Raw genomic sequence first — 22,430 nt, 5'->3', positions numbered from 1 at the left:
TATTTCCTAACTAAAATACACACCTTGAGCAGAAATAATTGCATGCCCAGCTACTTGAAGAGTAAAGGAATTACTCCCATCAAATGCAGTGCCATACATAATTGACTCTCTACCCATTTCAATACCTTGAATAATTTTTATTTGATCCCCAAAGTTTATTTTTCCATGCCTCGCTAAATGCAATGCAAACGGTGCGGCGGCAGAGCCGGTTGCGGCATCTTCAACAACACCATAAGCGGGAGAAAACATCCTAAGCCGCCAGTAACCATCGGATTCACAAAAGCACAAAAGAGCCATATCTTTATGTTTGGCCAACTTATTTATGTCCGGTTTAATATTTGCTAAAGTTTTTTCGTCTTTAACGCCTACAAATACATGCCTCGGTCCAACATCATAAAGCTCAATAGGTAATGTACTACGGTCGAGACCAGCAGCTTCTAAGAGGTGTTCATATGAGTGATAAGAAGAAATAACAGGTTCAGGCATTTCCATATTTATAAACGCTGACTGAGTTTCTCCCTCGTGTTTTTGATCACTGATGTTAAAACGGAAATTGCCTTTTTTCGTTTCAAATACTATTGAGTTTTTTCCATCTCTTATTGATATTGCCAGTGCAGTACCAAGTAACGGATGACCAGCAAAAGGCAGTTCGTTTACCGGTGTAAACACGCGAATATTTACATCAGCGTTTCCATTCGTTCGACATACAAATGTACTCTCAGACAAATTCATTTGAGATGCCATTAATTGCATTTTTTCTGTCGGTATATCATCACTGTCGAAAAATATTGCAACAGGATTTCCAGATAATGGGCGTTCACAAAAAGAGTCCGCCACAACATAGCTATGCATAATAATTACCCTTAATTAATAGAGCGACTTATTCTGTCTTTATAACCTTGATATTAAATTTAGGCTTAGCCTTATGTCTGGGTCTCGGCCTATTATTGATTTAGGCTTATTTGGAGGAAGGCTAGATAAATCTGGCTTTTCTTTATCCCAAATTACAATAGCTCCCCAGTATCCATCGGATTTATTTTCAAACCATAACTTATCGACAAGATTTTCGACGCTACTCCATTGGGAGAGGCAATCTTTATCAATTATTCGATTTAGGACAGATATGCTTGGGTCTGAATCTTTTATTTCCCAGTAAATAATCTCTATATTCATATTTGTACTGCGGACGCAATAGATTCATAGATAATCCTTGAACCATCTAGTGTGAGTACAGATTCTGGGTGAAACTGCATCGAGGAAAACCTTTCTCCCCGAATACCAAAAACATGACCGCTGGATTGATCAAATGCCACATCAAAATTACGAGAAAGGCTTTCTGCACTTTTATCATAAACAGCAGTAAAAGTATTATAAAAACCAACCGTTTCCTGGGTTCCAAAAAATCGTATTTCTTTTTGCAGCCCTTGATTTGGTATTTCTAGTGATTCTATTTCAAGCCCTAGTACTTGGCATAATAACTGATGACCAAAACAAATTGCGATAATAGGCTGATTCTTCCTAATGGCGTGTTTTATGACATCTAGGCTTTTTCTAACTCTTGGATCATTCATATCCCTTGGATCACCAGGTCCAGGTCCTACAACGATAATCTCATGATCAAGTATTTCGGTCGTATCAGAGTAGCTTATCAATCGAACCTTAAAGTCCATTTGTTTAAGCTGATACGCCATCATAGAAGTAAATGAATCTTCATTGTCTAGAATAACAACACTCTTGTGAGCTAAGAGCGAGGAATGGTAATTGTTCCTTTGTCGCCAAAACTTAGCGATTCTCGTATTTTTGCTGTCTAATAATTGACTTATTCTCCTCTCTTCGTAAAAAGGCTGATTTTTGTTCATGCCCATTGCATCTTTTAAAGAGGCCACTTTTGCTTTAGTTTCTTCTAATTCAGAAACAGGGTCCGAGTTGCGCACTAATGTGGCACCAACACTCAGAGAAAATGCCCCAAACTTATCGGATTCAACCGTCCTGATTAAAATACAAGAATCTATTTCTGGTTGTGAGTTCTCAGCACTTATCAATGCGGCAAACCCACTGTAATAAGAACGACCATCTGGCTCATATTTCACAATAACGCGCGCAGCATTTTCTATTGGGCTTCCGGTCACGGTAGGGGCAAACATCGACTTTTTTAAAATGCTGGATACCGGAAGGTGGCTTCTTCCATGAATGGTATACCCAGTGTGAAGGAGTTTTGACATTGGGAATAAAAAAGGTCCATCCACATTGACATCTTCGCTACATATGTCAGTCATTGTTTTGAGCTCTTCATCTAGTACCATGTAAAGCTCGCCTTCTTCCTTCTTATCCTCAAGAAATTGAGTCAACCCTTCTTGAGTTGGACCCGATGACGGGTATCGGTAGGTGCCGCTTATCGGCATCATGGACACCATTTTATCTTTGAGTGAGATGTGACGTTCTGGAGATGCCCCCACTAAAAGGTGCGAATCTGTTCTGACGATAAAAGTCCAGTATGCTCCCATTTCTTGGGTAAGCAATGCTCTGAATATCGAGAGCATTGTATCTATGGAAAACTCTTCAAACTCACCTTTCAAACTGCGCTTGATAACAAAATTAGCGCCTTGTCCCGTCCCGATTTCTTCGTTAATGATATTGGTTACTTTAGCTTTGTACTCATCATCAGATTCTGAAAATCCAGAGTGTTTTACTGAAACTTTCTTGTTAGTCAGATTTAAAAGCACCTCATCTACAGGAATCTCTACTCTCGCTTCAATATCAATGGCAACAAGTGGTGTATCATCCTCAATAACATCAAACCCTCTTTCTCTGATTTGCCGATATGGGGCGAGTAAGAAGCAACCTTTTGTTCCGCGGTCTGGAGAAATCAACGCGTCTATCTCATCTATGGATGAAAGCACCTTCTCTCTTCCATAAATGAAATCGACATTACCTACATTTTCTTCGTGATTTCGACATACCAATGCGAAGGATTGATGACTGTTAAAAATGACATCTTCAAACATCTTGCTCACATGCAACTTTGTCATAAAACCTCACTTACGCTTAAGTTCTTTGCACAGCACTGAGCCATATAATCAAGCGCCATACTGTGGTGAAGTGGAGAAAAATCTGCAATGGCGTCTTTTGCTATAAACACTTCAATATCATTCGAATAGGCTTCAACCGCCGTCGCTTGAATACCAATGTGGGCATATACACCACATATTATAATTTGATCTCGCCCTAGTTCTCTGAAAGTGTTGATGAGCTCTGTTTTTGAAAATGCGCTATATCGCCACTTCGGAGAAACAATTTCGCTATCTAAGGGAGTAAGAGGTTGGGCTATACGAACATTATCAGCGTCTGAAGACATGCCTTTGCCCCAGAAATCCTTTAATAGTCCTCTCTGATCTTCAGTCATATCCCCACACTGAGCGGTAAAAATAACGGGAACAAAATTCTGCCTTGCTTTTATCAATAGAGAGTGACAGTTATTGATAAGCGTGTTTTTCGTATCTAAAGATAAGTTTCTTAAAAAATAATCTTGCATATCATGGACAAGTAATACACAACGAGACTCGTCTAATTTCCAGTCAACAAGGTTATTTTTCGATGTATTTAATTTAGATATATCGTACGATATTATTTCAGGAATACTCATAACCAATGAATCACTCTTCAACCAAGCCTTTTCTTACAATTTTAGGTAAAGTAATACCTAAAGCTTTATATTGTTGACAGGGGTTCATAAACTCCCTTTGTAGTTTTATTTTCTCGTCTTCAAAATAGAAATAATGTATAAACTGGTTTTCATATTCTCCTTCTGGGTACCCTTCGTATATAATTTTTCCTTTTCCTTTACACTCTACCCAAAAAACATCGCTATTTAAGGTTTCGTGTATCTGAATATCGTACCACTTCCAATCAGGGAAACATTTCAAAGACCAAATAGCGTGTTCTGCTAACGCTTTTTTGCCTTCAATGATAATAGGCTCACCACTGTCTGTGGTCCAAAGCCCACCACATCCATCCTCAGTAAATAACTCATGCCTGTGCAGCCTATCTTTCCCTCTCGTTTCCATGTATTGCTTTACGATATCGTAATTACTATTCTCTGATATTTTCATCATGTGGTTGTCCTTAAAATATGATTTATTTCTCTAAGCAAGCCGCTCTATCTCGAAGAGTTTCACAAATCGTGTTTTCAAGCTCTTCACCAAGTAATAGACGTAAAGGAGGATTCGGGGAGTCGACTAGGTTTAAAATAGGATTAGCAGCAGAGCTTGGAGAGCATAAAGGGAAACGCGGCCAAAATTTCATCATAAAATCCTCTGTTGAGGGATAATTATTAGATGCAGCAGGTCTCACAGAAGAGTCACCTATCCAATCCGTCGCATGCGGCCCAGGCTCAACAATTGAAACGTTTATGTCGAATGCTTCTACCTCGCTTTTTAATGATTCTAAAAGACCTTCTATTGCCCACTTAGTTGCGTTGTAAAGACCCATTCCGGGTAAAGCTAATAGACCTGCGATACTCGATATCTGAACAATATGGCCTGACTTTTGCTCGCGTAGATGAGGCAAGACTTCTTGAATAACGTTTAATGAACCAAAAAAGTTAGTATCAAAAATGCTTTTAGAATCCTGTTCCGTCGCTGTTTCTATGGGGCAAAACAGACCATATCCTGCATTGTTTATAACGATATCAATTTTGCCAAAATGGCTTATTCCCTTTTCTATTGCACTTTTCACTTCAGCTCTGTTTGTAACGTCAACCCGAACAACTAATATATTGTCGAACTGGGATTTCAAATCTATCAAATCATTTATATTTCTTGCTGTTGCTATAACATTATCGCCACGTTCCAAGGCTGCTTTCGCCCATATGTTACCCAGACCACGGGAGCATCCAGTAATTAACCAAGTTTTATTCACCATAACCACCAATCATTAAAAATAATAAATTAGCCAACCCCTACAGGTTAAATTATCAAAGAATCTATACACTATTTTAAATTGGCTAATAATTAGACTTGAAGATATAGATTTTAATCTAATCCTGTAGTATCTGTTGCACACACTCTCAGCCTATGACCGTCCGGATCCAAACCAACAGAAGTGTAACCAAAATCCAAATTTTGTGGAGGAAGCTCTATGACAACACCTATTTTTTCCCAGTATTTATATATACGATCTACGTCTTCATTACTGATATCACTGAACGATAATTCAAAGCCGCCAAAATTCTCTTGAGCTTTGGGATCAATAACGTCTTTTTGTTGTAACCCGAGCATAAACCCATCGGTCAAGGAGTATAAAGAAAAGTCTTTAAAGCTCTCAATTGGTTCAGTAGATAAAATCTTATTATAAAAATCTGTACTTTCTTCAACATTAGAAACATAAAGTATGACACTGTTAGGTTTAAACATAATGGTTTCCTTTTGTTAGTTACTCTAATTAATAGTTAACACATAAATCATCTTTCAGACAAACCAATTAATCTGTGATAATTATCTTGTCCAAGATCAATGAAAAAACATTTAGTAACACTTTGAAATAATTTGATTCAACAAAAATATCAATAAATATCAATAAATATCTAATCGTAACAAAATCGGATTAAATATAAGTCAAATTTATTTATAGAATTATTTTTTACATTGAGTTCTCAAATAAACTTATTGTAAGTCACTTATACAAAGTAATAACTTTAAGTAAAAAGATGTTAACCATGTCGATTTTATATAAAAACAAAATACATACGGAGGTGTTGCCACAACTAAGTGTGGTAACACCTCTTTACTCTCCCATGCCTGTAGTTAGACACAGAAGATCAGTGGAAGGTAAATCCACCGTCCACATTCACTGCCTGACCCGTCACGTGCTCTGCCTGAGCAAAATACACAGCAAGTTTCCCCATATCCTCCGGTGTTTGACCAACCCCTTGAGGGATCAAAATATCCTGATGTCGCGCCCAAGACTCTTCCATGGTTTCACCTTCCAGCTTCCAACGCTCGGCTAGCCCATCCGGTCCGTACCACATTGATGTGGGCACAATGCCCGGACAAATCGCATTAACTGTAATTCCTGTGCGTTGTACTTCTTTTGCCAGCGAATTGGTAAACCCGACCACCGCAAATTTCGATGCGCAGTAGTGAGCCAAATCTGGGAAGCCTTCTTTTCCTGCAATGGAAGCGACATTAATGATCCGTCCACTACCCGCTTTTTTCATAGCGGTAATTTCAGCTTTGCAACACAAGAACACCCCTTTGGCATTCACATCGTTCACAAAGTCCCAGTCTTCTTCGGTTAATTCTTCAACAGATTTTATACTGATAACTCCAGCATTGTTTACCGCTATATCCAGCGTTCCAAAGTGTTCTACAGCTTTCGATACCATGCTTTGCACATCTTCCCATTTTGAAATATCACTTTGCAGAGCCAGTGTCTCAACGTCATAACCAGCCAGCTCTTTTGCTGTGGCTTGCGCATTATCTACATTGATATCGGCGATCACTAAATTGCACCCCAGCTTGGCAAATTCCGTTGCTATACCTTTGCCAATCCCTCTCCCCGCACCTGTCACGAGCACTGTTTTTCCTTTCAGAGACATAAAGTTTCCTTTCTGTTTATTGGTTTATTCATACCTCAATAGTCAAAAAGTGTTCCTGATAGAAAGATCGAACAACTCTTTAATAAATAGAGTTTTTAGAAGAATTAGAAACCTATGTAGCGTTGCAAGGAGGAGTTAGATGCAACAGGTGTGGCATTGATGGAATCAAAGATGAGAAATGGTATGAAGAGGTGAAACCGGCTGTCACCGCTAAAAGTGAAGCCGGTAAGATAACAAAAACAGTGAGCTCTTCATTGCTAATTTTCTTATATCAATCAAAAAGCCTCCCGTTTAACGGTAGTTATACTCAACTACCTACGTTGGCACTGAATAAACATAAATTGAGGACGAGTTTTCAGCCTTTGGTATCTCTCTTCTGATAGCGCTTTTACTTTTTCAGTCACCTCCCCTTCTGAAAATTGGGCGACGACTAAGCCACTTTGAGTAATGGCGTTAAACGTGTCGGTAAGTGAGCGGCGGTAGAAAGAGACTTCCACAGGCTGGCTGAGTGTATTCCATTCCTCTTCAATCAATTCGCATTGGAAATAGTCACCAGAAGGCGATGATTTGAAATCCACCATCGGGTGATGAGTGGAAAAAACAAAAACACCACCGGGCTTCAAAACACGCGCAACTTCTTTGAAAAACGCGGCCAAATCTTTTAGGTAATGAACCACCAGCGGGCACACAACAACGTCTGCGCTATCGTTTTCTTCGTTAGGCAAACCAACAGAGAGATCTTGAGAGTAAGCGCATACTTTGTTTTTAAACCTTGATTGAACAATATCAATCATATCTTGAGACACATCCACGCAGGTGACACTCGCAGCCCCCTCGGCAAGAAAATGGTTGGCATACTCACCGGATCCGCAACCTAAGTCCAATACCGCTTTCCCACTCACATCTCCAACTAATGCCAATGTAGAAGGACGTTCGAAATTCGCATTGTAAATATTGTCTTCAACTGCTTTTGCGTACTCTTTTGCGTGTTTGGTGTACATGTCCGATTTCATAGAAGCCCTGTGTTCAAGAGAAGAATGAGAGAGAGGTGGCTATCTTCTCTTTTTTTCCATTCTATGCAATCAAAATCCAATCTGATTCGTTTATAGAGTGAAGTACATACTTTTACTCACTAAGAAGAGAATCAAAATGGAACAAAAACACTCGCATTTTGCGCAGGCAGCGCTGTTTCTTCGTATCGGTCTGGGGTTGGTCTTTGTCATTGGGGGGCTATCTAAGCTCAGTTTATTGCTTTCAACTACCAAGCAAGCCGGTATGGTGGCGAATTACATGGGCACTACCGGCTACATCAACGAACTATTCCAAGATTATTTGTTCAGTAACGGCATTTTGACACCGTGGTTTTTCCTCACCTCCCTTTCTGCTTTTGAGCTCATTTCAGGGGTCGCACTTATCGTTGGTTTTATGGTTCGACCTTTGGCGCTGTTTTATGGGCTATTGCTTTGGACGTTTGTTTTCTCTCTTCCTGTCGATACGGTGCCAGGGGCTTCCGTAGGTGTAAAAACGTACACCTCCCCCGCTTTGTTCGTTCAGATCCGTGACATTACTCTGTCGGGCATGATGTTTGTTTTATTTAACCTAGGTGCGGGAGCCAAAAGTATCGATCTGCGTAGGGGATACGGCTCCGAGTCTGCTCAAAATGTGGATTGGAATACTCTTGGTCTTTTGCTGCGATTTTCCCTTGGTTTGACCTTCATTGTGGGTGGCTTTTTTGGTGCTTACGCAAAAATCCCAACTTTCGCAACGCCTCAAGTGGTTTTGGCTCTCCTCGGCGTAGTACTTGTTCTCGGGCAGGGAAGAGCACTCAAAGTTGCCGCCATCGCTGTCGTGGCGGTCATGCTTTGGTTTATGGCAACAAAAATCAGTGTCGATAAGGGTGTCATTGCCAATTTAAATGGCTTCAAGCGGGAATTTGCGCTGGCGGCAGCGGGTCTTGTACTTGTGGAGCTTGGCGGTGGAGAGCGATTTGCAGCACCCGACCTTATTCGCCGAACAAAACGCGCATTGGGGTATGGCAAGCTTTTAAAGTCATCATCTGTATAAGGAAATAGGCTCATCAACCGTGAGAGTGTTTGGTGAGCCACTCAATGAAATGATTCGATTATTTAAACGTCCAGCAAAAACCACCTTCGATGAAGCGTTGTTGAATCAACTTTTCCGCTATGCTTTTTCGCTTTGCCACGACGAAACACAAGCTTTCGATCTTGTTCAGCACAGCTGCGAAAAATCCTTATCGAATAATAGCAATCACGCTCATTCCAAACCGTATATGATGAAGGTGATTCGACACGCTTTTATTGATCAATACCGGCGAAAGCGATTTGAGCTCGTGAAAGACATTACCGAGATAGAATCGTCATTGGAAGAAGAGAGTCATTGCCTTAAAACGCTAGAAGAACTGCATATTGATAAACAAAATGTCGCCATGATTCTGGACCAAGTCAGCCCCCAAGAGCGAGAGCTTTTATATTTATGGACAATAGAAGGCATGAGTATTCAAGAGATTGCCGACATGACAGAAACACCTAAAGGCACACTGCTCGCAAGATTGAGTCGGTTAAGAAAAAGACTGGTGAAGCAATTTGAACATCTGGTGGAACAGGAGGCGTAAGAATGGATAAGCAGAAAAGTACACCCACCTTAAAAGAAAGTCTCTCTGAATTTTACGGCGAAAAAAGCCTGTCTAGCGAGCAACTTAATAAGCTTCAAACACAAACAAATAAGCGCAAGAGTACGGTATTTCCATACGCAGTGGCAGCAATGTTACTCGTATTGGTGTTATCTGCGGCGTTGCTGCTTCCTATAAAAAGCCGATACTTCGACATCTCGGCTGAGATTGCATACAACCATAACAGCCAAATGCAAATGGAAATCGCCAGTCACTCGCTGGAAGATATCGCCCAGTATCTCAATCGGCTGGATTTTTCCCTTATTGCTTCACAGCAACTTCCAGCAAAGGATTGGCAATTACTGGGGGCGCGATATTGCAGTATTGAAGGAAAAATTGCCGCGCAGATAAGCGTCAAAAATCGAGAAACCAACCAAGTTTACACGCTGTATCAAGCACAAAAACCCGACGGTATAACCGCGAATATTGAGCAGTACCAAGCTAACGTAGACGGCGTGAGCGTAACACTTTGGGAAGAAAACGGGTTATTAATTGGTTTGGCCAATTAATAACCCCGAACTTGGCTAAAAGATTACGTTAGAAATGAAAGTTACAAAGGAAACACTTTTTTGAACCTTTCCAGTACTAACTCCGACGAATCATTGAATTCAGCACCGACTTCCTTGGCATATTGAGTAAAAAAGTTCACATGCGCGGTATGCCACCATTCATAGGTGCCATCTCCTTCGCCTTCGGCTTTTGCAAACTCTTCGGTTACCTCCTCAAACGGACAAAAAGAAACGTCTGTTAGCTTCACAATACAAACGGGTTCTTCTTTCCAGTTTAAGACCAGGGTCAATCGCCCAACAACGGGCAGGGGTTCATCTTCGATATCGTAGCCTTGTTTCAAGCTACATGAAGCAGTTTTAGTACCTTCATTGATTAAGCGCGCGCATTCGTTGGCGTTGTATTCGTCGGCACAAAAATACTCAGCGGTTATTTGGGGGATAGTGTCTCTTTCGCTTTTAGGCAAGGTATCAAGATATTGATTTAAGAAAGCGTGTTGAGTCGGTGTCATTGGGTACCTTTAATAATGCAGAAACGAGCAGCAGTCTCACTGCCACTCGTTTTTCTTGTTGATTAATCATTTCACTGATTCAGAAGCCCCTAATTCAGCGACCTCTGTTAGCCATTGCTGTCTTTGAGCTTCATCAGAACCAATTATCGATCCAAACAAATTGACTTTTGCCGGTGACATTCCGCTGAATTGGAATGTGAATAGATCGAGTTGATCCAAAACGGGTTTCGCTTGATATTCCAAATACTCTTCCGGTGCATCCATTGTGAGTATGAGTCGAACCGTCTTCCCTGTTAGAAGCTGTGCCGGCTCTGCACTGCCCTTTTCATACTTGAACGCAAAGCCAGGTAGGATGGATCTATCTAGCAGCCCTTTAAACTTGGCCGGTATGCCTCCCCACCATATAGGGGAAATAACCACAATATGATCCGCCCAAGTGATCGCTTGCTGAAAGGCGTCCAAACTTGGTTCTAGTGGCTGCTCACTATCGTAGCCAGTGTCCAAGCTGAGATTAAACTCCATCTCTGACAGGTTCATTCGACGAACTTCTGCTTTCTCTCTAGCTTCAACTTCATAAGAATCGGCCAGCAGTTTAGCAAAACTTGATGACTTCGGGTTGGCATTAAGTAACAGTATTTTTTTCATTGTCTGATTTCCATTTAACTAAGCAGACAAGCATTACATCTTTGCCCTTAGGGGCAGAGTCAACGACTTTTTGGGCAAGAATCCATAGATTCGATGCAATTATCTATTTTTTCTATATTTTTCAGTGCCCTATCAAGTTCAATTTGTAGATTCTTTTTTACTTCTAACAAAAATTGATGCACTTTTTGCCAATCCACTTCACCATCTCGATAAGTAATCACGCCTTTCAGTTGCGCTAATGTCACGCCAAGTGACTTTGCTTCGACAATCAATTGAAGCACATCAAGGTCTTCTTCAGAGTAGACTCGATAACGACCTCGACGAGCGGGAGGCTGAATAAGCCCCTTTTCTTCATAAAGTCGAATCGCTTTGGTGGTTAAGCCAGTGGATTGAGATACTTGTCCGATAAGCATTGAGTTATTCCTTTCGTTTTACATCGATTGTCATTTGCACTTCAATGGTCGGGCTACCATCGGTAAGAATTAAGATATCAGATTCAATACGTTGCGCGATCGTGAAGCCTATTTTCTCAAATACAGATACATTGCCCGTTTGCTCGACACACCAGAGCGAAACACTTTGGGCAGAAGCATAAGATCCCATTGCCGCCTTGATCATCTTTCCGGCAATACCTTGCTTTCGATACTGATGATCAACAGCGACAGATCGAATACTGACGGAGTGACCATCGAATTGGGCTTCTAAGCTCCCTACCAGCGTTCCCAGAATCAACGCACCAAAAGCTTGATGATTATCGGTCCGGTATTTTTGGATCTGGTGTGCAGTCTGGCGCGGTGTGTATACGTTTCTTAACGCTTGAAAACATGAATGCTGCAATTCCTTATGCGCCATATCTTCCGAAGAAATAGGAACGATATCGACGTTATTCATTCTTGTTTTCGATGTCGTAGTTGAAAGGGGTTGTGACAGCGAGCTGCTGAAACCCGTGTTTTTCGGCAATGGGTTGACTCATATCTGACGCATCAATGGTGAGATAGTGAATCCCGCGGCGTTTAGCGTCGTTGATTCGTTGGTGTAAAAGTGCGGTATAACAGCCTTTTCCACGGTGTACTTCCAATGTACTGCCGCCCCATATACCCGCGAATGGACTTTCACTGTTATAGGTTATCCAACCGGAACTCACAGGTTCATTGTTGTCGTACACCACATAAATAGTGATTTGGTCTGGCTGCGTACGTTTGAAGTTGCTGAGGTAATCGAAATGCCCACTGAGATCGCTTTCCCAAACGGCCTCTTGGACAGCTATTGCATCTCGAATGCCTTCCTCATCACTGACTTCGACAACTCGGCCAGATACAGGGAGGTGGGCGTCAATGGTATCGAGATCCAACACCATAAAAGATTCAGGCTCATCTGCCACAAATCCTTTCTTCTCTAATCTTTTTCCCATGTCGCTCGGAGAATCAAAATCGTAGACTTTCCATTCAAAGCTACGTCGAAGCGAATTGAAGTAATCCACTTCACTATCAATGGCTGCATTCGCGTTAGCATCATTTAAATCAAAATACGAAATGAGACTGCCATCAGGGCTATCTGACACCAAACGAACCACTCCCATTGTTTGGTGCCTCTGATACCCCGTAAGGTTAATGTTGATTCGCTCAAACTGATTGTATTGAGTTAAAACTGCTTTTTTGTCCATTGTATTTCCCTATAAACCTGAACTCGGGATGCGTCACTAACGCATCATACTATTGTTTTAAATACAGGACATTAACGCTAATTTACAATGTAAACTCTATCCACTATTTTTGATCACGACTTGCGTAAAATCTATCCATCCATTAGGTAAAAGCTTGGTCATGGTCAGCTTGTCGGAAACACTCATATCTTGCCGAATATGAAAAATTGGCTGGTACAACCCTTTGGTCAAGAGTATGAATGATAGATAAGCTCTCAGAACCCTTAGAGATATGTGTCTTATAGTGTTAGGTATAGATGTGAAAAATTCAGCAGTGATGGCAATCCCAAGTGCATCATCAAAGACCATCGCAAAGCGCAGAATACTAACGCTTAAACGATTAGTGAGCCTGAAACTCTCGCACTAACGTGATTAGGGTTTACAGTGTAAATAATGGAATTGGAACAGCGCTCAAGCCATAGAACAATACCCAAGTAACGCAGAGGCGGTTACTTGGGTACAAACACAGGAAAACACTTTTTGATAAAAGCGCTCCGGCTTTATTTGGTTTGAAACCTAATGAAGGCTTCTAGTGAAGCAAGCCAAGTTCTTCTGCTTCTTCCAACGTTAAGCCGCTTTCCTTAATTTCGCGAAGCATTTCAATCCGACGGCGCGCTTCTGCCGATTTGCGTTTGTGGTCTGATTTCGCTTCAGTGACTTCATCCTTAAAGTCCCACTTTTCAGCTATTGTTGAAATCTCAGAGTGGTCAATAGAATTTATAGACATATATTGCCTCCAAAACACCTTCTATATCAGGGACGTCTAATCTTTAACAAAGGCCATTGAGCTTGTTAAGACAATTAAATACAGAATGTGACAGATACAAAATTTCCTGAAATATGTCTCTGCATTTACAATTAATATTTTGATAAATTGCCTTTCCAGTATTAGATTTAAAGAACTATTCGCTGCAATTTTTGTTCTGAGATACCCACCTGTTTTTTCTTGTTCTCGTAAAATGAAACTCGCCTTACTGACCTTTATAACAACGAACTCGTTGACATCTTTATAAAATCAATAAATTGAAGTAGCTCGCATTTTGTAAAACTCCCCCCCCATAGATACATGACCTTTATCACCCTTTTCTACCTGACTTATTTTTTAATGCGAAATTATGGGCGATGATAATCAATATCATTTCTACCCTGGAAAAGCTGTTATGAGTGAGTCAAAACACCCTCAGGCGTTTCACCCTGAACCCATTCTTCAGATACGCGATTTGTGTGTCGATTACATTACCGACAACGGCGACTTTAATGCGGTTAAGTCTGTCAGCTTTGATATCGGTAAAGGCGAGATTTTTGGTCTAGCTGGTGAATCCGGTTGTGGTAAGAGTACGATTGCTTTTGCTATAAACCGCCTTCACAAAGCGCCTGCCTACATTTCAGGTGGACAAATTTGGTTTAAAGGCAAAGACATCATTCGTTTATCGGATGAAGAGCTAAGAGTGCTTCGCTGGAGCGAAATCGCGATGGTTTTCCAAAGTGCAATGAACTCACTCAACCCAGTTTTAACGGTTCAAGAGCAATTTGCAGACGTTTTGCGTCATCACAAAGGCTTTAGCGATGCAGAAGCGAAAGAACGCGCTGAAAAGTTACTTGATCTGGTGAACATTCCACGTGAACGTCTAACGGAATTCCCTCACCAATTCAGTGGCGGCATGCGTCAGCGTTTGGTTATTGCTATCGCGCTCTCTCTCAACCCAGAAATGATTGTTATGGACGAGCCAACCACCGCATTGGATGTTGTAGTACAGCGTGAAATCCTACAGCAGATTTATCAGCTTCGTGAAGAGTTTGGATTCTCTGTGCTCTTCATCACCCACGATTTGGCCTTAATGAGTCAACTGTGCGACCGCATAGCCGTTATGCGCCATGGTGAGCTGGTGGAAGTGAATACGTCGAAGGAAATCCGCAACAATCCACAGCACCCATACACTCAAAAACTTTGGGCGTCGTTCCCGAACATTCACGAAGCGCGTAATAAGAATGAGCAAGGAGAGCCAGTATGAGCAGCGAACCAATCATCCAATTGAACAACGTGACTAAAGAGTTCAATATTGGCGGCGGCTTTGCAAAAGTCGAATCCTTTAAAGCGTTGCAAGGTGTTAGCTTTAACCTGTACAAAGGCAAAACCTTAGCGCTTGTCGGCGAGTCTGGCTGTGGTAAGAGTACTTGTGCTCGCCTGATGACCAAAGTGTACCCAGCTACCGAAGGTGAAATCCTTTATCGCGGTAAAAATATCAACGATATTAAGAGCCGAAAAGACGTGCTCGATTACCGCAGTAAAGTACAAATGGTTTTCCAAGACCCGTTTGGTTCGTTAAACCCAACGCATACCATCGAGCACCACCTCACTCGCCCAATTAAGATTCACAAGCAAATTGCCGATAAATCTAAGATTCCAGCAAGGCTACAAGAACTGCTAGATTTGGTCGAGTTGCCGGCTGAAACACTTAAAAAGTTCCCGCACGAACTGAGCGGTGGTCAAAGACAACGTGTTAACTTGGCACGCGCACTCGCTGTTGGCGCAGAAATGATTTTGGCTGATGAACCTACTTCAATGCTCGACGTATCCATTCGCCTTGGTGTGTTGAATTTGATGAAACGAATGAAAGAAGAACTTGGCATTGGTTTCTTGTACATCACGCACGATTTGGCGACAGCGCATTATATCGCGGAAGAGACCGCGGTAATGTACAAAGGTCAGATTGTTGAATGGGGCGACACTAACTCAATCCTAACTAACCCTCAGCACCCGTACACTAAGCTGCTTATCTCAGCGGTACCTGATCCTGATCTTCCGTTTGGCAACTTAGTTGAATCTGAGCCGAACTACTCTCAAGATGCCGACAAGATCCGTGCAACTAGCGGTATCTTACAACCTTTATACGATCAAGTTGGCGATAACCACTTTGTAAGACAGTGGACTAGCGCTGCATGATCTCCCTAGAGGCTTGGCAAGCCGAAGTCTCTGATTGGTATCAATCTGGGAAACATGATCAAGTGGAGCCGCTGGTTCCACTGATCCTTCAGCCACCAGAAGCCATTTGGGGTCCTTTGATCACAGACGAGCAAAGTAAGGCTATAGCCTGCTGGTTGGATGGATGCTTAAGAATATTTCAGCATTACAAAAGAGAAGAATCTCCAACAAAAAGCTACGAGTACTTAAACTTTGCTTATGCCAAGCTTCAAGCAGTCTCTTGCAACCCTGAAGCGGAGATAGATTTAAAGCACTGGTGTTTGAAAAGGCTCGATCACTTAATCGTCGTTATGCTGGAACAGTGTAATCAATTAGGATGGACTGAAGAATCTCAAAAGCAGATTCAGTGTCATGTGGAGTTTATGTCTCAACAACAGCAGAACATGAACCTGACCGTCGGAAATGGATCATAAATTCGAAAGCATGATCAAGGATAAATAGAGAATATCATCGGTTCTACGGAACGATGATCAAGCATAGAAACATGATCAAAGCATTTCCTTGATCATTCTTCCTAAAAATCCAAAACCAACCGAAATAAATTCATAATTTTCAATTCATTAAGAGTGTGTCCTTCCCTAAAACTCACTTATATCTCGAGTTTTAAGGTCACTCTACGCTTTGTTAATCTCAAATTTTAGGCAAAAAAATAGCAGGTTTTTCAACCTGCTAAAGTAATTCATTGTTTGAATGAACAATTGAGCCATTTATTAATCCATTGGAAAGAACAACAAGTGTTGTCATTTCGAGGGGGAGAATAAACAGCTCAGTACGTCGTCTTGTCAGAGTAATGTCAAACTTATCAGAACCTTAATGAATTTAGATGACGCGGGCGAGTTAGCCACCCGTAGCAACTTCATCCAAGGTGCGCATCACCAACTCATCGATGTGCCCTTCGAAAACTTGCTTGCACACTTTCTTGCGCACAGCCAATCCTCTGATGAGCTTTTCAATCGACAGATGATTAACCTCACGCTGACTATTGAACAGTTCGATGGTTTTGCTTAAAACCTCGTATGGTATGACATCTTCACCCACTCTAAGCCAATCAAGCTTCTCTATAAGCTCCTGACACTCTTCACGGATAGATCCGGGAGAATGTCCGGTCATAGCGGAAAGAGCCGTTATGCTGCGTTCTAGAGCCTCTGGAGAGGTATATTTGGACAGAGTGATCGTCAATTCATCCGCATTGATCTCTACAAGGTGTTTTCGCAGCTTCACTCTGCGCCCTAACCTTCCTTTTGGCGATGAGGGTTTACGCTGGATCGGTTCAAACTCACCGTCGATGATCTCGGCAAGTTCTTCTAATTTTTGTTTGGACACCATTTCGTGGCGCAGTGGGTTAGGCAACGTCGGCGCCATGTTTCGCTTACCAGCATTTGTGGTGCGCGCCCTAGAGTAACGAAGTACTTCTTCAACATCGCATTTGATATCAAGTTGGTAATCCACCACCTTAGACTTCTCTTCGATGTTGGTTACGGTGATGTGGTAACCCCAAAGGTTTACCACAAACATGTCTTCGGTGCCCTTCCCTTCTGACAGGCGTTTAAGTTCACGCATGAGATCCATAGAGAACCGTCGCCACTCGATGTTCCTGGCTAGTTTCAGGTTTAATTCACTCAAGAGCATGGTATCGGTAAACCGGCGTGACATGCGGCTACGGAAGAACGAATACAACTGGAAAACAAGGGTATGTTGGCGAAGAATTTCCGGCGGGAACAAGAAGAAATAATCGCGAGTGAGGAGCTCTTCATAGAACGATGGCTCCCAAACCAGGATGTATAGGTTCGGTTTAATGCGTATTTCGCCCGCAGCGTCCTCTGAAGGTGCTTCTTCCGATGCAGTGATAGTTCTGGCCAAAAAACGAAAACGATCGCTCTTAAAGCCTTCTGGCATGTTCTCGCTCATCCAGCGACCTGTTAGCTCATGAAGCTGAAAGTCGGTGTATTCGATCCTATCAATACTTTCGCGGATCGAATCACGCGCAGGTCCACTGTCTTTCTTGCCTCGCAGTGCCAAAATATCCGTGATGTACAACGGTGTCTTGTTTGGCACCTGACGCGCATTCATCTGATAATCTTCCTGATGATGCTCGTGATATTGAACAGTAAGAGTAAACAAGGCAAACAAGGTCATCAGATCGTCTACGGTCATGATGTTTTTTGATGATCGTGTCTCGATCACAGCTCGACTTCCCGAGATCGACACCATCGATTTTTGGTAACTCTTGCGAGTGCGTGGTGGCGCAAGCGCCTGATCAATGATTCCAGCCCAGTTTGTTGGTGATACGACAAATTGCTCCGATTCGTCTTTCATCGCAGGGGGAATATTCAAACCGTGTTCATTGAGTAAACGGCGATTGACTTGTGTTTGAGCCAATGCCTTTGAACGCTTCTGTTTTTCATTCTGCTTGCTTGACTCAGTCATTAAACTGGTCGCGCCTAAAACGGAAATCAACTGGCTTGGGTTTACAAAGGCATGGAGCATGGTTTTTCCAGCCAGCCCTTCTTCAAAACGAACTGGGGTTTGGGTAAACAAGCCAATGCTCACAGCGGCTCTTAACCGTTGCTGGATGGCTGCTCGTGTGAGTTTTCCATCTGTGGCTTCCACTAACTCCGTCGTAGAGACATACCCATCTTTACTGGAAAAGCCGCGAAGCGAAATTAAGTTCAACAGTTCAACAATGCTTTTCGTGACGCCTTTGAAGTGCTGGTACTGTTCAATCCAATCAACGACTTGCTCGCTAACTAAAAACAGATGCCCATCTTTATGATTCCTGGGATGCTTGATTAAGATCTTATCTTCAGACGTCATTTGTTATCCATGGCCGCTTGACCGTAATTCTGCTATCTTTCCGAAAGAGTAAAGAAAAATTATTCATAAATAAAGAAAAAATTACTGCTCTTTAAAAAACTGATCTTTATGATTTAATTGATCTAAATTGATTAAGTGATCATATGATCTGGGCGAAAATCTCTCCGTAAATTTATGAAAATAAAAGAGTTTATTTTTTTGCCTTCAGAAGCATGATCATGAAAAACTCGAAACGATGATCATTAAGTTATTGAAAGCATGATCAAAAAAATCAGAAACGATGATCATCAGTAGATCGAACCCATGATCAAGTACTTCACGAAACAATGATCAAAGAGCTTTAACAAGTTATCCACACAAGGCATTTCGTTTGGCTATTAAAATAACGGGTTATACGGATCAATGATCAAGTACGAATTTCAAGAACAACCATATTTGTTTTGTAATTCGGTTGAATTGGCACTGTAAACAACAAAGCAGCGAAACTTTTCCACAGCCCACTCTCTCTGAAGCATGATCAAGGTTTTATCGCTAACCGTTTGTGTCCATTGGATGACACTAATTTTACGATTCTATCGCTAGTAGAAATAAGCGATGCCTTATTGAATCTACACTCTCTGTAAGTTGGTCGATAATTTTCATGCTTCCGAGGGAAGAATACAACTTGATCATTGATCCGAAATGGATCTGTGTGAAGTAGTTAGCAATGAAGTGGTATTTACACCGATATTTCCCATGATCATGCTTCCTAAGCGGCTATTTATGCCTGAAAGCATGATCAAGTAGTGCTCCCTTGATCATGCATCCGTAATCGCGAACTTATCTTAATATCTGCTTAGAAGAAGTCGAGACATCTCTTACCATAAATTCAATTTACACCCCCCGTAATTTGTGGGCGCTCAATAATCGTTCCGTTGATTTTTAAGGGTTAAAAAGGTCCTGTTACTCCTTTAAACCCAAGAAAATCGCCCTTTGGAGCTTATCTTTTGTCCCATTTCATCGTCAAAGAAGTTAGACAGAACCCGCCATTCCAGCTTCTTTATGGCTAGAGAGGCGTGAATTGAAACGGAAGATGGAATTATGAATACTGCAGTTTTAAGGAGCTTGGAGCCAAATATAGGTTTGGTTTCTATCCTTCCCGTTCTCTGTCGGCGGGTATTTTTAAAAAAATCCAATAGGGTGTATTCATTTTTACTGGGGCTTATTGCGCCGAGCGATATGGTCGTATTGAAAATCGTACTTTCTCAGAAATAGTTCGCTTTTTTGTATAGCCAGCCAGCTCGAAGGTGTTAGCGTGTAAAAAGTAGAATTTTTCTAACAAAATAAGATTTGGGCTTTGACTCTCCACTTTAGTTATTACTTTGTTTGAAAAATGCCCATCTCTATTTCTATGGTATTTATTTTACAGTTCTGCTGATCAGATTTCGTTTACAGTGTAAATAAGTGATGCTGTAACACTTTAAATCTGTTCCGGTATGTAAACTAAGTCACGTGTTTTTTAAATCATGAAATTTTGAATTTTGCAGGGAATTCGTCTAAATAGCTTTATTTAATGTGATTTTGCTCAAAAGTACGTGTTCACCTTTTTATTGTTTAAGTTAGGTAATGCTGTACAATGCAAAATAGTTAATTCGTTTGGATGCTTAAAGATGAAACGAGAAAAAACAATAGAAAATCTCATCGAGTTGGCTGAACAGACTCAACAAGTTCAAGCCGACCGAATTGAAATTGTATTAGAAGAACGCAGTGACGATCATTTTCCTCCCATGTCGAAAGCGTTGATGGAGACTCGTTCGGGGTTAACAAGGCGTAAACTAGACGATGCTATCGGGAAACTAGAAGAGAGCGGGCACCAGTTCACAAAGAATAACGCTAATCACTATTCGATCTCTCTTCAAGAAGCGCATATGTTGATGGATGCAGCGGGTATTCCTAAGTTCCATGAACGTAAGAAGAATGGCGATAATAAACCGTGGATTGTTAACGTACAAAATCAGAAAGGTGGCACAGGTAAGTCTATGTCTGCCGTTCACCTTGCTGCTTGTTTAGCCCTAAACTTGGATAAGCGTTACCGTATTTGCCTAATTGACCTTGATCCTCAAGGTTCGTTACGACTATTTCTTAACCCACAAATTAGCGTGACAGAGCATGACAACATTTATTCTGCTGTCGATATCATGCTTGATAATGTTCCTGAAGGTGTAGAAGTCGATACGGAGTTTCTACAAAAAAACGTTTTACTTTCTACCCAGTACCCTAATTTGAAGACGATTTCAGCGTTCCCTGAAGATGCAATGTTTAATGCGGAAGCATGGCAGAGCTTATCTCAAGATGCATCTTTGGATATTGTCCGCTTGTTAAAAGAGAAGCTGATAGACAAAATTGCGAACGAGTTTGATATCGTCATGATTGATACCGGTCCACATGTCGATCCATTAGTTTGGAATGCGATGTACGCTTCTAACGCACTTTTGATCCCTTGTGCAGCGAAGAGGTTGGATTGGGCATCTACAGTTAACTTTTTCCAACATCTTCCAACGGTTTACGAAATGTTCCCAGACGATTGGAAGGGGCTTGAGTTTGTTCGCTTAATGCCTACTATGTTTGAAGATGACAACAAAAAACAAGTCTCTGTACTTACAGAAATGAATTATCTTTTAGGTGAACAAGTGATGATGGCGACGATTCCTCGTAGTCGTGCTTTTGAAACCTGTGCAGACACCTACAGCACAGTATTTGACTTAACGGTCGGAGACTTTGAAGGGGGTAAGAAAACCCTCTCTACGGCGCAAGATGCCGTCCAAAAAAGCGCATTGGAATTAGAGCGCGTAATGCACAGTCACTGGTCATCACTCAATCAGGAGTCTTAATTTATGGCACTGAAAACATCCGAATTGAATGCAAAGTTGTTTGGTAAAGCGAATAAGCGCCGAGCAACATCTCCACAAGAAGCTCAAACGGCTGCCAAAGAAAAGGCGCAGTTTATCGAACTTGCCGTTGCAGGTCAGGATTTGGTTTCGTTTGAACTTGTGAAAATTCCTGCAGGTAAAGTGGAATCAGACACGTTGGTATTTGAGCAAAATGCGCGAGAGCAGTCTTTCCTCAACCAGCATGCGCTTTCCGATATCTTAACGACCTTGGAAGAAAGAGGGCAGCAATACCCCGCTGTTGGTCGTCGTACTCGTGATGGAAAGATTGAAGTTCTTGATGGTAGCCGACGTCGCATGTCGTGTATTTTGGCTAAGAAAGACTTCTTAATCTACGTTGCTGAAAATATCGAAACAGAGCACGCCAAGTTTCTATCTGATGTAGCGAATGCCCATAAGCCGTTATCGTTGTACGAGCGTGGCCGTGAAATGCAGGCAAAATTAGACAGCAAAGAAGCGGCAGATCAAAAAGCATTGGCAGCGTTATTTCAATGCAGTGAAGCGTTAGTGAGTGGCGCGTTGAAAGCTGCTACTCTCCCGCTTGAGTTACTTCGTGCATACCCAAATGTTGGCGATTTAGGCCGCCCAACCATTGTCAAACTGCACAAACAATTTTTCCAGTTAACGGCAGATCAGCAGAAATCGCTATTGAAAAAGTGTCACGGCAAAAGCGGTTATGTATGGCAAAGTTCGCAAACCCAAGGGGTTAGCCGTATTACTAAAGAAGTGACTGAGCAGCTTGAAGCTTGGATTGAAGAACTGTCTCCAAGTAAGAAAGCAGCAAGTTCTGAAAAAGTGGATTTAGTGAAAGGACGCGTAAGCTACACTCGAAAAGGCAATGCACTTTCTTTGAATATGAAAAAGGTCGATAACCAAACGGTGGATGAAATATTAGCCTTTTTGCAGGAAAAACTCTCATAGAGAGCCATTGCTTATTCTTGTTTCGAAAAGCCGCTTTGTTAAGCGGCTTTTTTTCTTTTGTAATTAGGAACGCACAATAGGGAGCTCTTTCCATCTTTGCCTTCTTGAGCTTGTCGCGGGATCACTGATAACATGC

General features: G+C 41.7%; 24 protein-coding genes. 8 read left to right on the top strand and 16 right to left on the bottom strand.

Annotated features, from left to right (window positions below; translation table 11 throughout):
* Positions 1–6: 6 nt before the first annotated feature.
* The 9 genes from CW749_RS10185 to CW749_RS10145 all read right to left on the bottom strand — a co-directional run bounded on the left by CW749_RS10185 (position 7) and on the right by CW749_RS10145 (position 7,608).
* The gene (locus CW749_RS10185; RefSeq protein WP_101111911.1) at positions 7–852 is read right to left on the bottom strand and encodes a PhzF family phenazine biosynthesis isomerase; all 846 of its coding nucleotides are present in this window, start codon (positions 850–852) and stop codon (positions 7–9) included.
* A gap of 39 nt (positions 853–891) precedes the next feature.
* Positions 892–1,173 (bottom strand): hypothetical protein, encoded by a 282-nt coding sequence (locus CW749_RS28390; RefSeq protein WP_101111910.1) that lies wholly within the window; start codon positions 1,171–1,173, stop codon positions 892–894.
* Complete coding sequence (locus tag CW749_RS10175; protein WP_101111909.1) at positions 1,170–3,029, bottom strand: anthranilate synthase family protein; 1,860 nt, start codon at positions 3,027–3,029, stop codon at positions 1,170–1,172. The genes CW749_RS28390 and CW749_RS10175 overlap by 4 nt, the downstream gene beginning before the upstream one ends.
* Positions 3,026–3,643: an isochorismatase family protein gene (locus CW749_RS10170; RefSeq protein WP_022612341.1), complete on the bottom strand. Its 618-nt coding sequence runs from the start codon at positions 3,641–3,643 to the stop codon at positions 3,026–3,028. Before CW749_RS10170 ends, CW749_RS10175 begins: the two co-directional genes overlap by 4 nt.
* Before the next feature lie 10 nt (positions 3,644–3,653).
* A complete protein-coding gene (locus tag CW749_RS10165) occupies positions 3,654–4,112 on the bottom strand; it encodes a PhzA/PhzB family protein (protein ID WP_201797003.1) in 459 nt (152 codons plus the stop codon).
* Between the two features lie 22 nt (positions 4,113–4,134).
* Positions 4,135–4,920 carry an SDR family NAD(P)-dependent oxidoreductase gene (locus tag CW749_RS10160; protein ID WP_201797002.1) on the bottom strand — a complete coding sequence of 262 codons (786 nt, stop codon included), beginning with the start codon at positions 4,918–4,920 and terminating at the stop codon, positions 4,135–4,137.
* Positions 4,921–5,030: 110 nt separating this feature from the next.
* A complete protein-coding gene (locus CW749_RS10155) occupies positions 5,031–5,411 on the bottom strand; it encodes a VOC family protein (protein WP_101111908.1) in 381 nt (126 codons plus the stop codon).
* Between the two features lie 404 nt (positions 5,412–5,815).
* Positions 5,816–6,595, bottom strand: a complete 780-nt coding sequence (locus tag CW749_RS10150; protein ID WP_101111907.1) for an SDR family NAD(P)-dependent oxidoreductase — start codon at positions 6,593–6,595, stop codon at positions 5,816–5,818.
* Between the two features lie 311 nt (positions 6,596–6,906).
* Positions 6,907–7,608 (bottom strand): class I SAM-dependent methyltransferase, encoded by a 702-nt coding sequence (locus tag CW749_RS10145; protein WP_101111906.1) that lies wholly within the window; start codon positions 7,606–7,608, stop codon positions 6,907–6,909.
* 136 nt (positions 7,609–7,744) lie between these two features.
* Between CW749_RS10145 and CW749_RS10140 the strand changes: the two genes are divergently transcribed.
* From CW749_RS10140 to CW749_RS10130, 3 genes are read left to right on the top strand one after another with little or no spacing between them, the layout of a single operon-like run.
* Complete coding sequence (locus CW749_RS10140; protein WP_101111905.1) at positions 7,745–8,659, top strand: DoxX family protein; 915 nt, start codon at positions 7,745–7,747, stop codon at positions 8,657–8,659.
* A 19-nt stretch (positions 8,660–8,678) separates the two neighbouring features.
* Complete coding sequence (locus CW749_RS10135; RefSeq protein ID WP_237322394.1) at positions 8,679–9,227, top strand: sigma-70 family RNA polymerase sigma factor; 549 nt, start codon at positions 8,679–8,681, stop codon at positions 9,225–9,227.
* A 2-nt stretch (positions 9,228–9,229) separates the two neighbouring features.
* The gene (locus CW749_RS10130; RefSeq protein ID WP_101111904.1) at positions 9,230–9,793 is read left to right on the top strand and encodes a hypothetical protein; all 564 of its coding nucleotides are present in this window, start codon (positions 9,230–9,232) and stop codon (positions 9,791–9,793) included.
* A 41-nt stretch (positions 9,794–9,834) separates the two neighbouring features.
* Here CW749_RS10130 and CW749_RS10125 read toward each other — a convergent pair whose 3' ends face one another.
* From CW749_RS10125 to CW749_RS10095, 6 genes are all read right to left on the bottom strand, one after another.
* On the bottom strand, positions 9,835–10,302 hold the full coding sequence (locus tag CW749_RS10125; protein ID WP_101111903.1) for an ASCH domain-containing protein: 468 nt from the start codon (positions 10,300–10,302) through the stop codon (positions 9,835–9,837).
* A gap of 66 nt (positions 10,303–10,368) precedes the next feature.
* Positions 10,369–10,947: an NAD(P)H-dependent oxidoreductase gene (locus tag CW749_RS10120; protein ID WP_101111902.1), complete on the bottom strand. Its 579-nt coding sequence runs from the start codon at positions 10,945–10,947 to the stop codon at positions 10,369–10,371.
* A 59-nt stretch (positions 10,948–11,006) separates the two neighbouring features.
* Positions 11,007–11,360, bottom strand: a complete 354-nt coding sequence (locus CW749_RS10115; RefSeq protein ID WP_101111901.1) for a MerR family transcriptional regulator — start codon at positions 11,358–11,360, stop codon at positions 11,007–11,009.
* 4 nt (positions 11,361–11,364) lie between these two features.
* Positions 11,365–11,838 carry a GNAT family N-acetyltransferase gene (locus CW749_RS10110; RefSeq protein ID WP_101111900.1) on the bottom strand — a complete coding sequence of 158 codons (474 nt, stop codon included), beginning with the start codon at positions 11,836–11,838 and terminating at the stop codon, positions 11,365–11,367.
* Positions 11,831–12,610, bottom strand: coding sequence for a GNAT family N-acetyltransferase (locus CW749_RS10105; RefSeq protein ID WP_101111899.1), 780 nt, complete (start codon positions 12,608–12,610; stop codon positions 11,831–11,833). The genes CW749_RS10110 and CW749_RS10105 overlap by 8 nt, the downstream gene beginning before the upstream one ends.
* Before the next feature lie 568 nt (positions 12,611–13,178).
* A complete protein-coding gene (locus tag CW749_RS10095; protein ID WP_101111897.1) occupies positions 13,179–13,376 on the bottom strand; it encodes a hypothetical protein in 198 nt (65 codons plus the stop codon).
* Between the two features lie 433 nt (positions 13,377–13,809).
* On the opposite strand from CW749_RS10095, the gene CW749_RS10090 reads away from it, so the two are divergent.
* The 3 genes from CW749_RS10090 to CW749_RS10080 are packed head-to-tail and all read left to right on the top strand — an operon-like array spanning position 13,810 to position 16,045.
* Positions 13,810–14,661 (top strand): ABC transporter ATP-binding protein, encoded by an 852-nt coding sequence (locus CW749_RS10090; RefSeq protein ID WP_101112004.1) that lies wholly within the window; start codon positions 13,810–13,812, stop codon positions 14,659–14,661.
* On the top strand, positions 14,658–15,593 hold the full coding sequence (locus CW749_RS10085; protein ID WP_101111896.1) for an ATP-binding cassette domain-containing protein: 936 nt from the start codon (positions 14,658–14,660) through the stop codon (positions 15,591–15,593). The genes CW749_RS10090 and CW749_RS10085 overlap by 4 nt, the downstream gene beginning before the upstream one ends.
* Complete coding sequence (locus CW749_RS10080; protein WP_101111895.1) at positions 15,590–16,045, top strand: transcriptional regulator; 456 nt, start codon at positions 15,590–15,592, stop codon at positions 16,043–16,045. Before CW749_RS10085 ends, CW749_RS10080 begins: the two co-directional genes overlap by 4 nt.
* 424 nt (positions 16,046–16,469) lie before the next feature.
* On the opposite strand, the gene CW749_RS10075 is transcribed toward CW749_RS10080, so the two are convergent.
* The gene (locus CW749_RS10075) at positions 16,470–18,446 is read right to left on the bottom strand and encodes a replication initiator protein RctB domain-containing protein (protein ID WP_101111894.1); all 1,977 of its coding nucleotides are present in this window, start codon (positions 18,444–18,446) and stop codon (positions 16,470–16,472) included.
* Between the two features lie 1,649 nt (positions 18,447–20,095).
* On the opposite strand from CW749_RS10075, the gene CW749_RS10070 reads away from it, so the two are divergent.
* Both CW749_RS10070 and CW749_RS10065 read left to right on the top strand, forming a co-directional pair.
* Entirely contained in the window at positions 20,096–21,316 is a 1,221-nt protein-coding gene (locus CW749_RS10070; RefSeq protein ID WP_101111893.1) for a ParA family protein, read from the top strand.
* A 3-nt stretch (positions 21,317–21,319) separates the two neighbouring features.
* A complete protein-coding gene (locus CW749_RS10065; RefSeq protein WP_101111892.1) occupies positions 21,320–22,294 on the top strand; it encodes a ParB/RepB/Spo0J family partition protein in 975 nt (324 codons plus the stop codon).
* The last annotated feature ends 136 nt before the right edge of the window (positions 22,295–22,430 follow it).

It is taken from the genome of Vibrio sp. vnigr-6D03, assembly GCF_002835515.1.
Lineage (GTDB): Bacteria > Pseudomonadota > Gammaproteobacteria > Enterobacterales > Vibrionaceae > Vibrio > Vibrio penaeicida.
Note: the sequence above shows the minus strand (reverse complement) of the source record. Positions and strands in the feature narration are given on the sequence as shown.

Excerpts from the sequence above, each read along its gene's own strand:
- CW749_RS10185 (WP_101111911.1), bottom strand. The coding sequence starts at position 852 with ATGCATAGCTATGTTGTGGCGGACTCTTTTTGTGAACGCCCATTATCT.
- CW749_RS10140 (WP_101111905.1), top strand. The coding sequence starts at position 7,745 with ATGGAACAAAAACACTCGCATTTTGCGCAGGCAGCGCTGTTTCTTCGT.
- CW749_RS10090 (WP_101112004.1), top strand. The coding sequence starts at position 13,810 with ATGAGTGAGTCAAAACACCCTCAGGCGTTTCACCCTGAACCCATTCTT.
- CW749_RS10170 (WP_022612341.1), bottom strand. The coding sequence starts at position 3,643 with ATGAGTATTCCTGAAATAATATCGTACGATATATCTAAATTAAATACA.
- CW749_RS10120 (WP_101111902.1), bottom strand. The coding sequence starts at position 10,947 with ATGAAAAAAATACTGTTACTTAATGCCAACCCGAAGTCATCAAGTTTT.
- CW749_RS10125 (WP_101111903.1), bottom strand. The coding sequence starts at position 10,302 with ATGACACCGACTCAACACGCTTTCTTAAATCAATATCTTGATACCTTG.
- CW749_RS10150 (WP_101111907.1), bottom strand. The coding sequence starts at position 6,595 with ATGTCTCTGAAAGGAAAAACAGTGCTCGTGACAGGTGCGGGGAGAGGG.
- CW749_RS10110 (WP_101111900.1), bottom strand. The coding sequence starts at position 11,838 with ATGAATAACGTCGATATCGTTCCTATTTCTTCGGAAGATATGGCGCAT.
- CW749_RS10070 (WP_101111893.1), top strand. The coding sequence starts at position 20,096 with ATGAAACGAGAAAAAACAATAGAAAATCTCATCGAGTTGGCTGAACAG.
- CW749_RS10130 (WP_101111904.1), top strand. The coding sequence starts at position 9,230 with ATGGATAAGCAGAAAAGTACACCCACCTTAAAAGAAAGTCTCTCTGAA.
- CW749_RS10095 (WP_101111897.1), bottom strand. The coding sequence starts at position 13,376 with ATGTCTATAAATTCTATTGACCACTCTGAGATTTCAACAATAGCTGAA.
- CW749_RS10080 (WP_101111895.1), top strand. The coding sequence starts at position 15,590 with ATGATCTCCCTAGAGGCTTGGCAAGCCGAAGTCTCTGATTGGTATCAA.
- CW749_RS10115 (WP_101111901.1), bottom strand. The coding sequence starts at position 11,360 with ATGCTTATCGGACAAGTATCTCAATCCACTGGCTTAACCACCAAAGCG.
- CW749_RS10105 (WP_101111899.1), bottom strand. The coding sequence starts at position 12,610 with ATGGACAAAAAAGCAGTTTTAACTCAATACAATCAGTTTGAGCGAATC.
- CW749_RS10145 (WP_101111906.1), bottom strand. The coding sequence starts at position 7,608 with ATGAAATCGGACATGTACACCAAACACGCAAAAGAGTACGCAAAAGCA.
- CW749_RS28390 (WP_101111910.1), bottom strand. The coding sequence starts at position 1,173 with ATGAATATAGAGATTATTTACTGGGAAATAAAAGATTCAGACCCAAGC.
- CW749_RS10065 (WP_101111892.1), top strand. The coding sequence starts at position 21,320 with ATGGCACTGAAAACATCCGAATTGAATGCAAAGTTGTTTGGTAAAGCG.
- CW749_RS10155 (WP_101111908.1), bottom strand. The coding sequence starts at position 5,411 with ATGTTTAAACCTAACAGTGTCATACTTTATGTTTCTAATGTTGAAGAA.
- CW749_RS10075 (WP_101111894.1), bottom strand. The coding sequence starts at position 18,446 with ATGACGTCTGAAGATAAGATCTTAATCAAGCATCCCAGGAATCATAAA.
- CW749_RS10165 (WP_201797003.1), bottom strand. The coding sequence starts at position 4,112 with ATGATGAAAATATCAGAGAATAGTAATTACGATATCGTAAAGCAATAC.
- CW749_RS10175 (WP_101111909.1), bottom strand. The coding sequence starts at position 3,029 with ATGACAAAGTTGCATGTGAGCAAGATGTTTGAAGATGTCATTTTTAAC.
- CW749_RS10160 (WP_201797002.1), bottom strand. The coding sequence starts at position 4,920 with ATGGTGAATAAAACTTGGTTAATTACTGGATGCTCCCGTGGTCTGGGT.
- CW749_RS10085 (WP_101111896.1), top strand. The coding sequence starts at position 14,658 with ATGAGCAGCGAACCAATCATCCAATTGAACAACGTGACTAAAGAGTTC.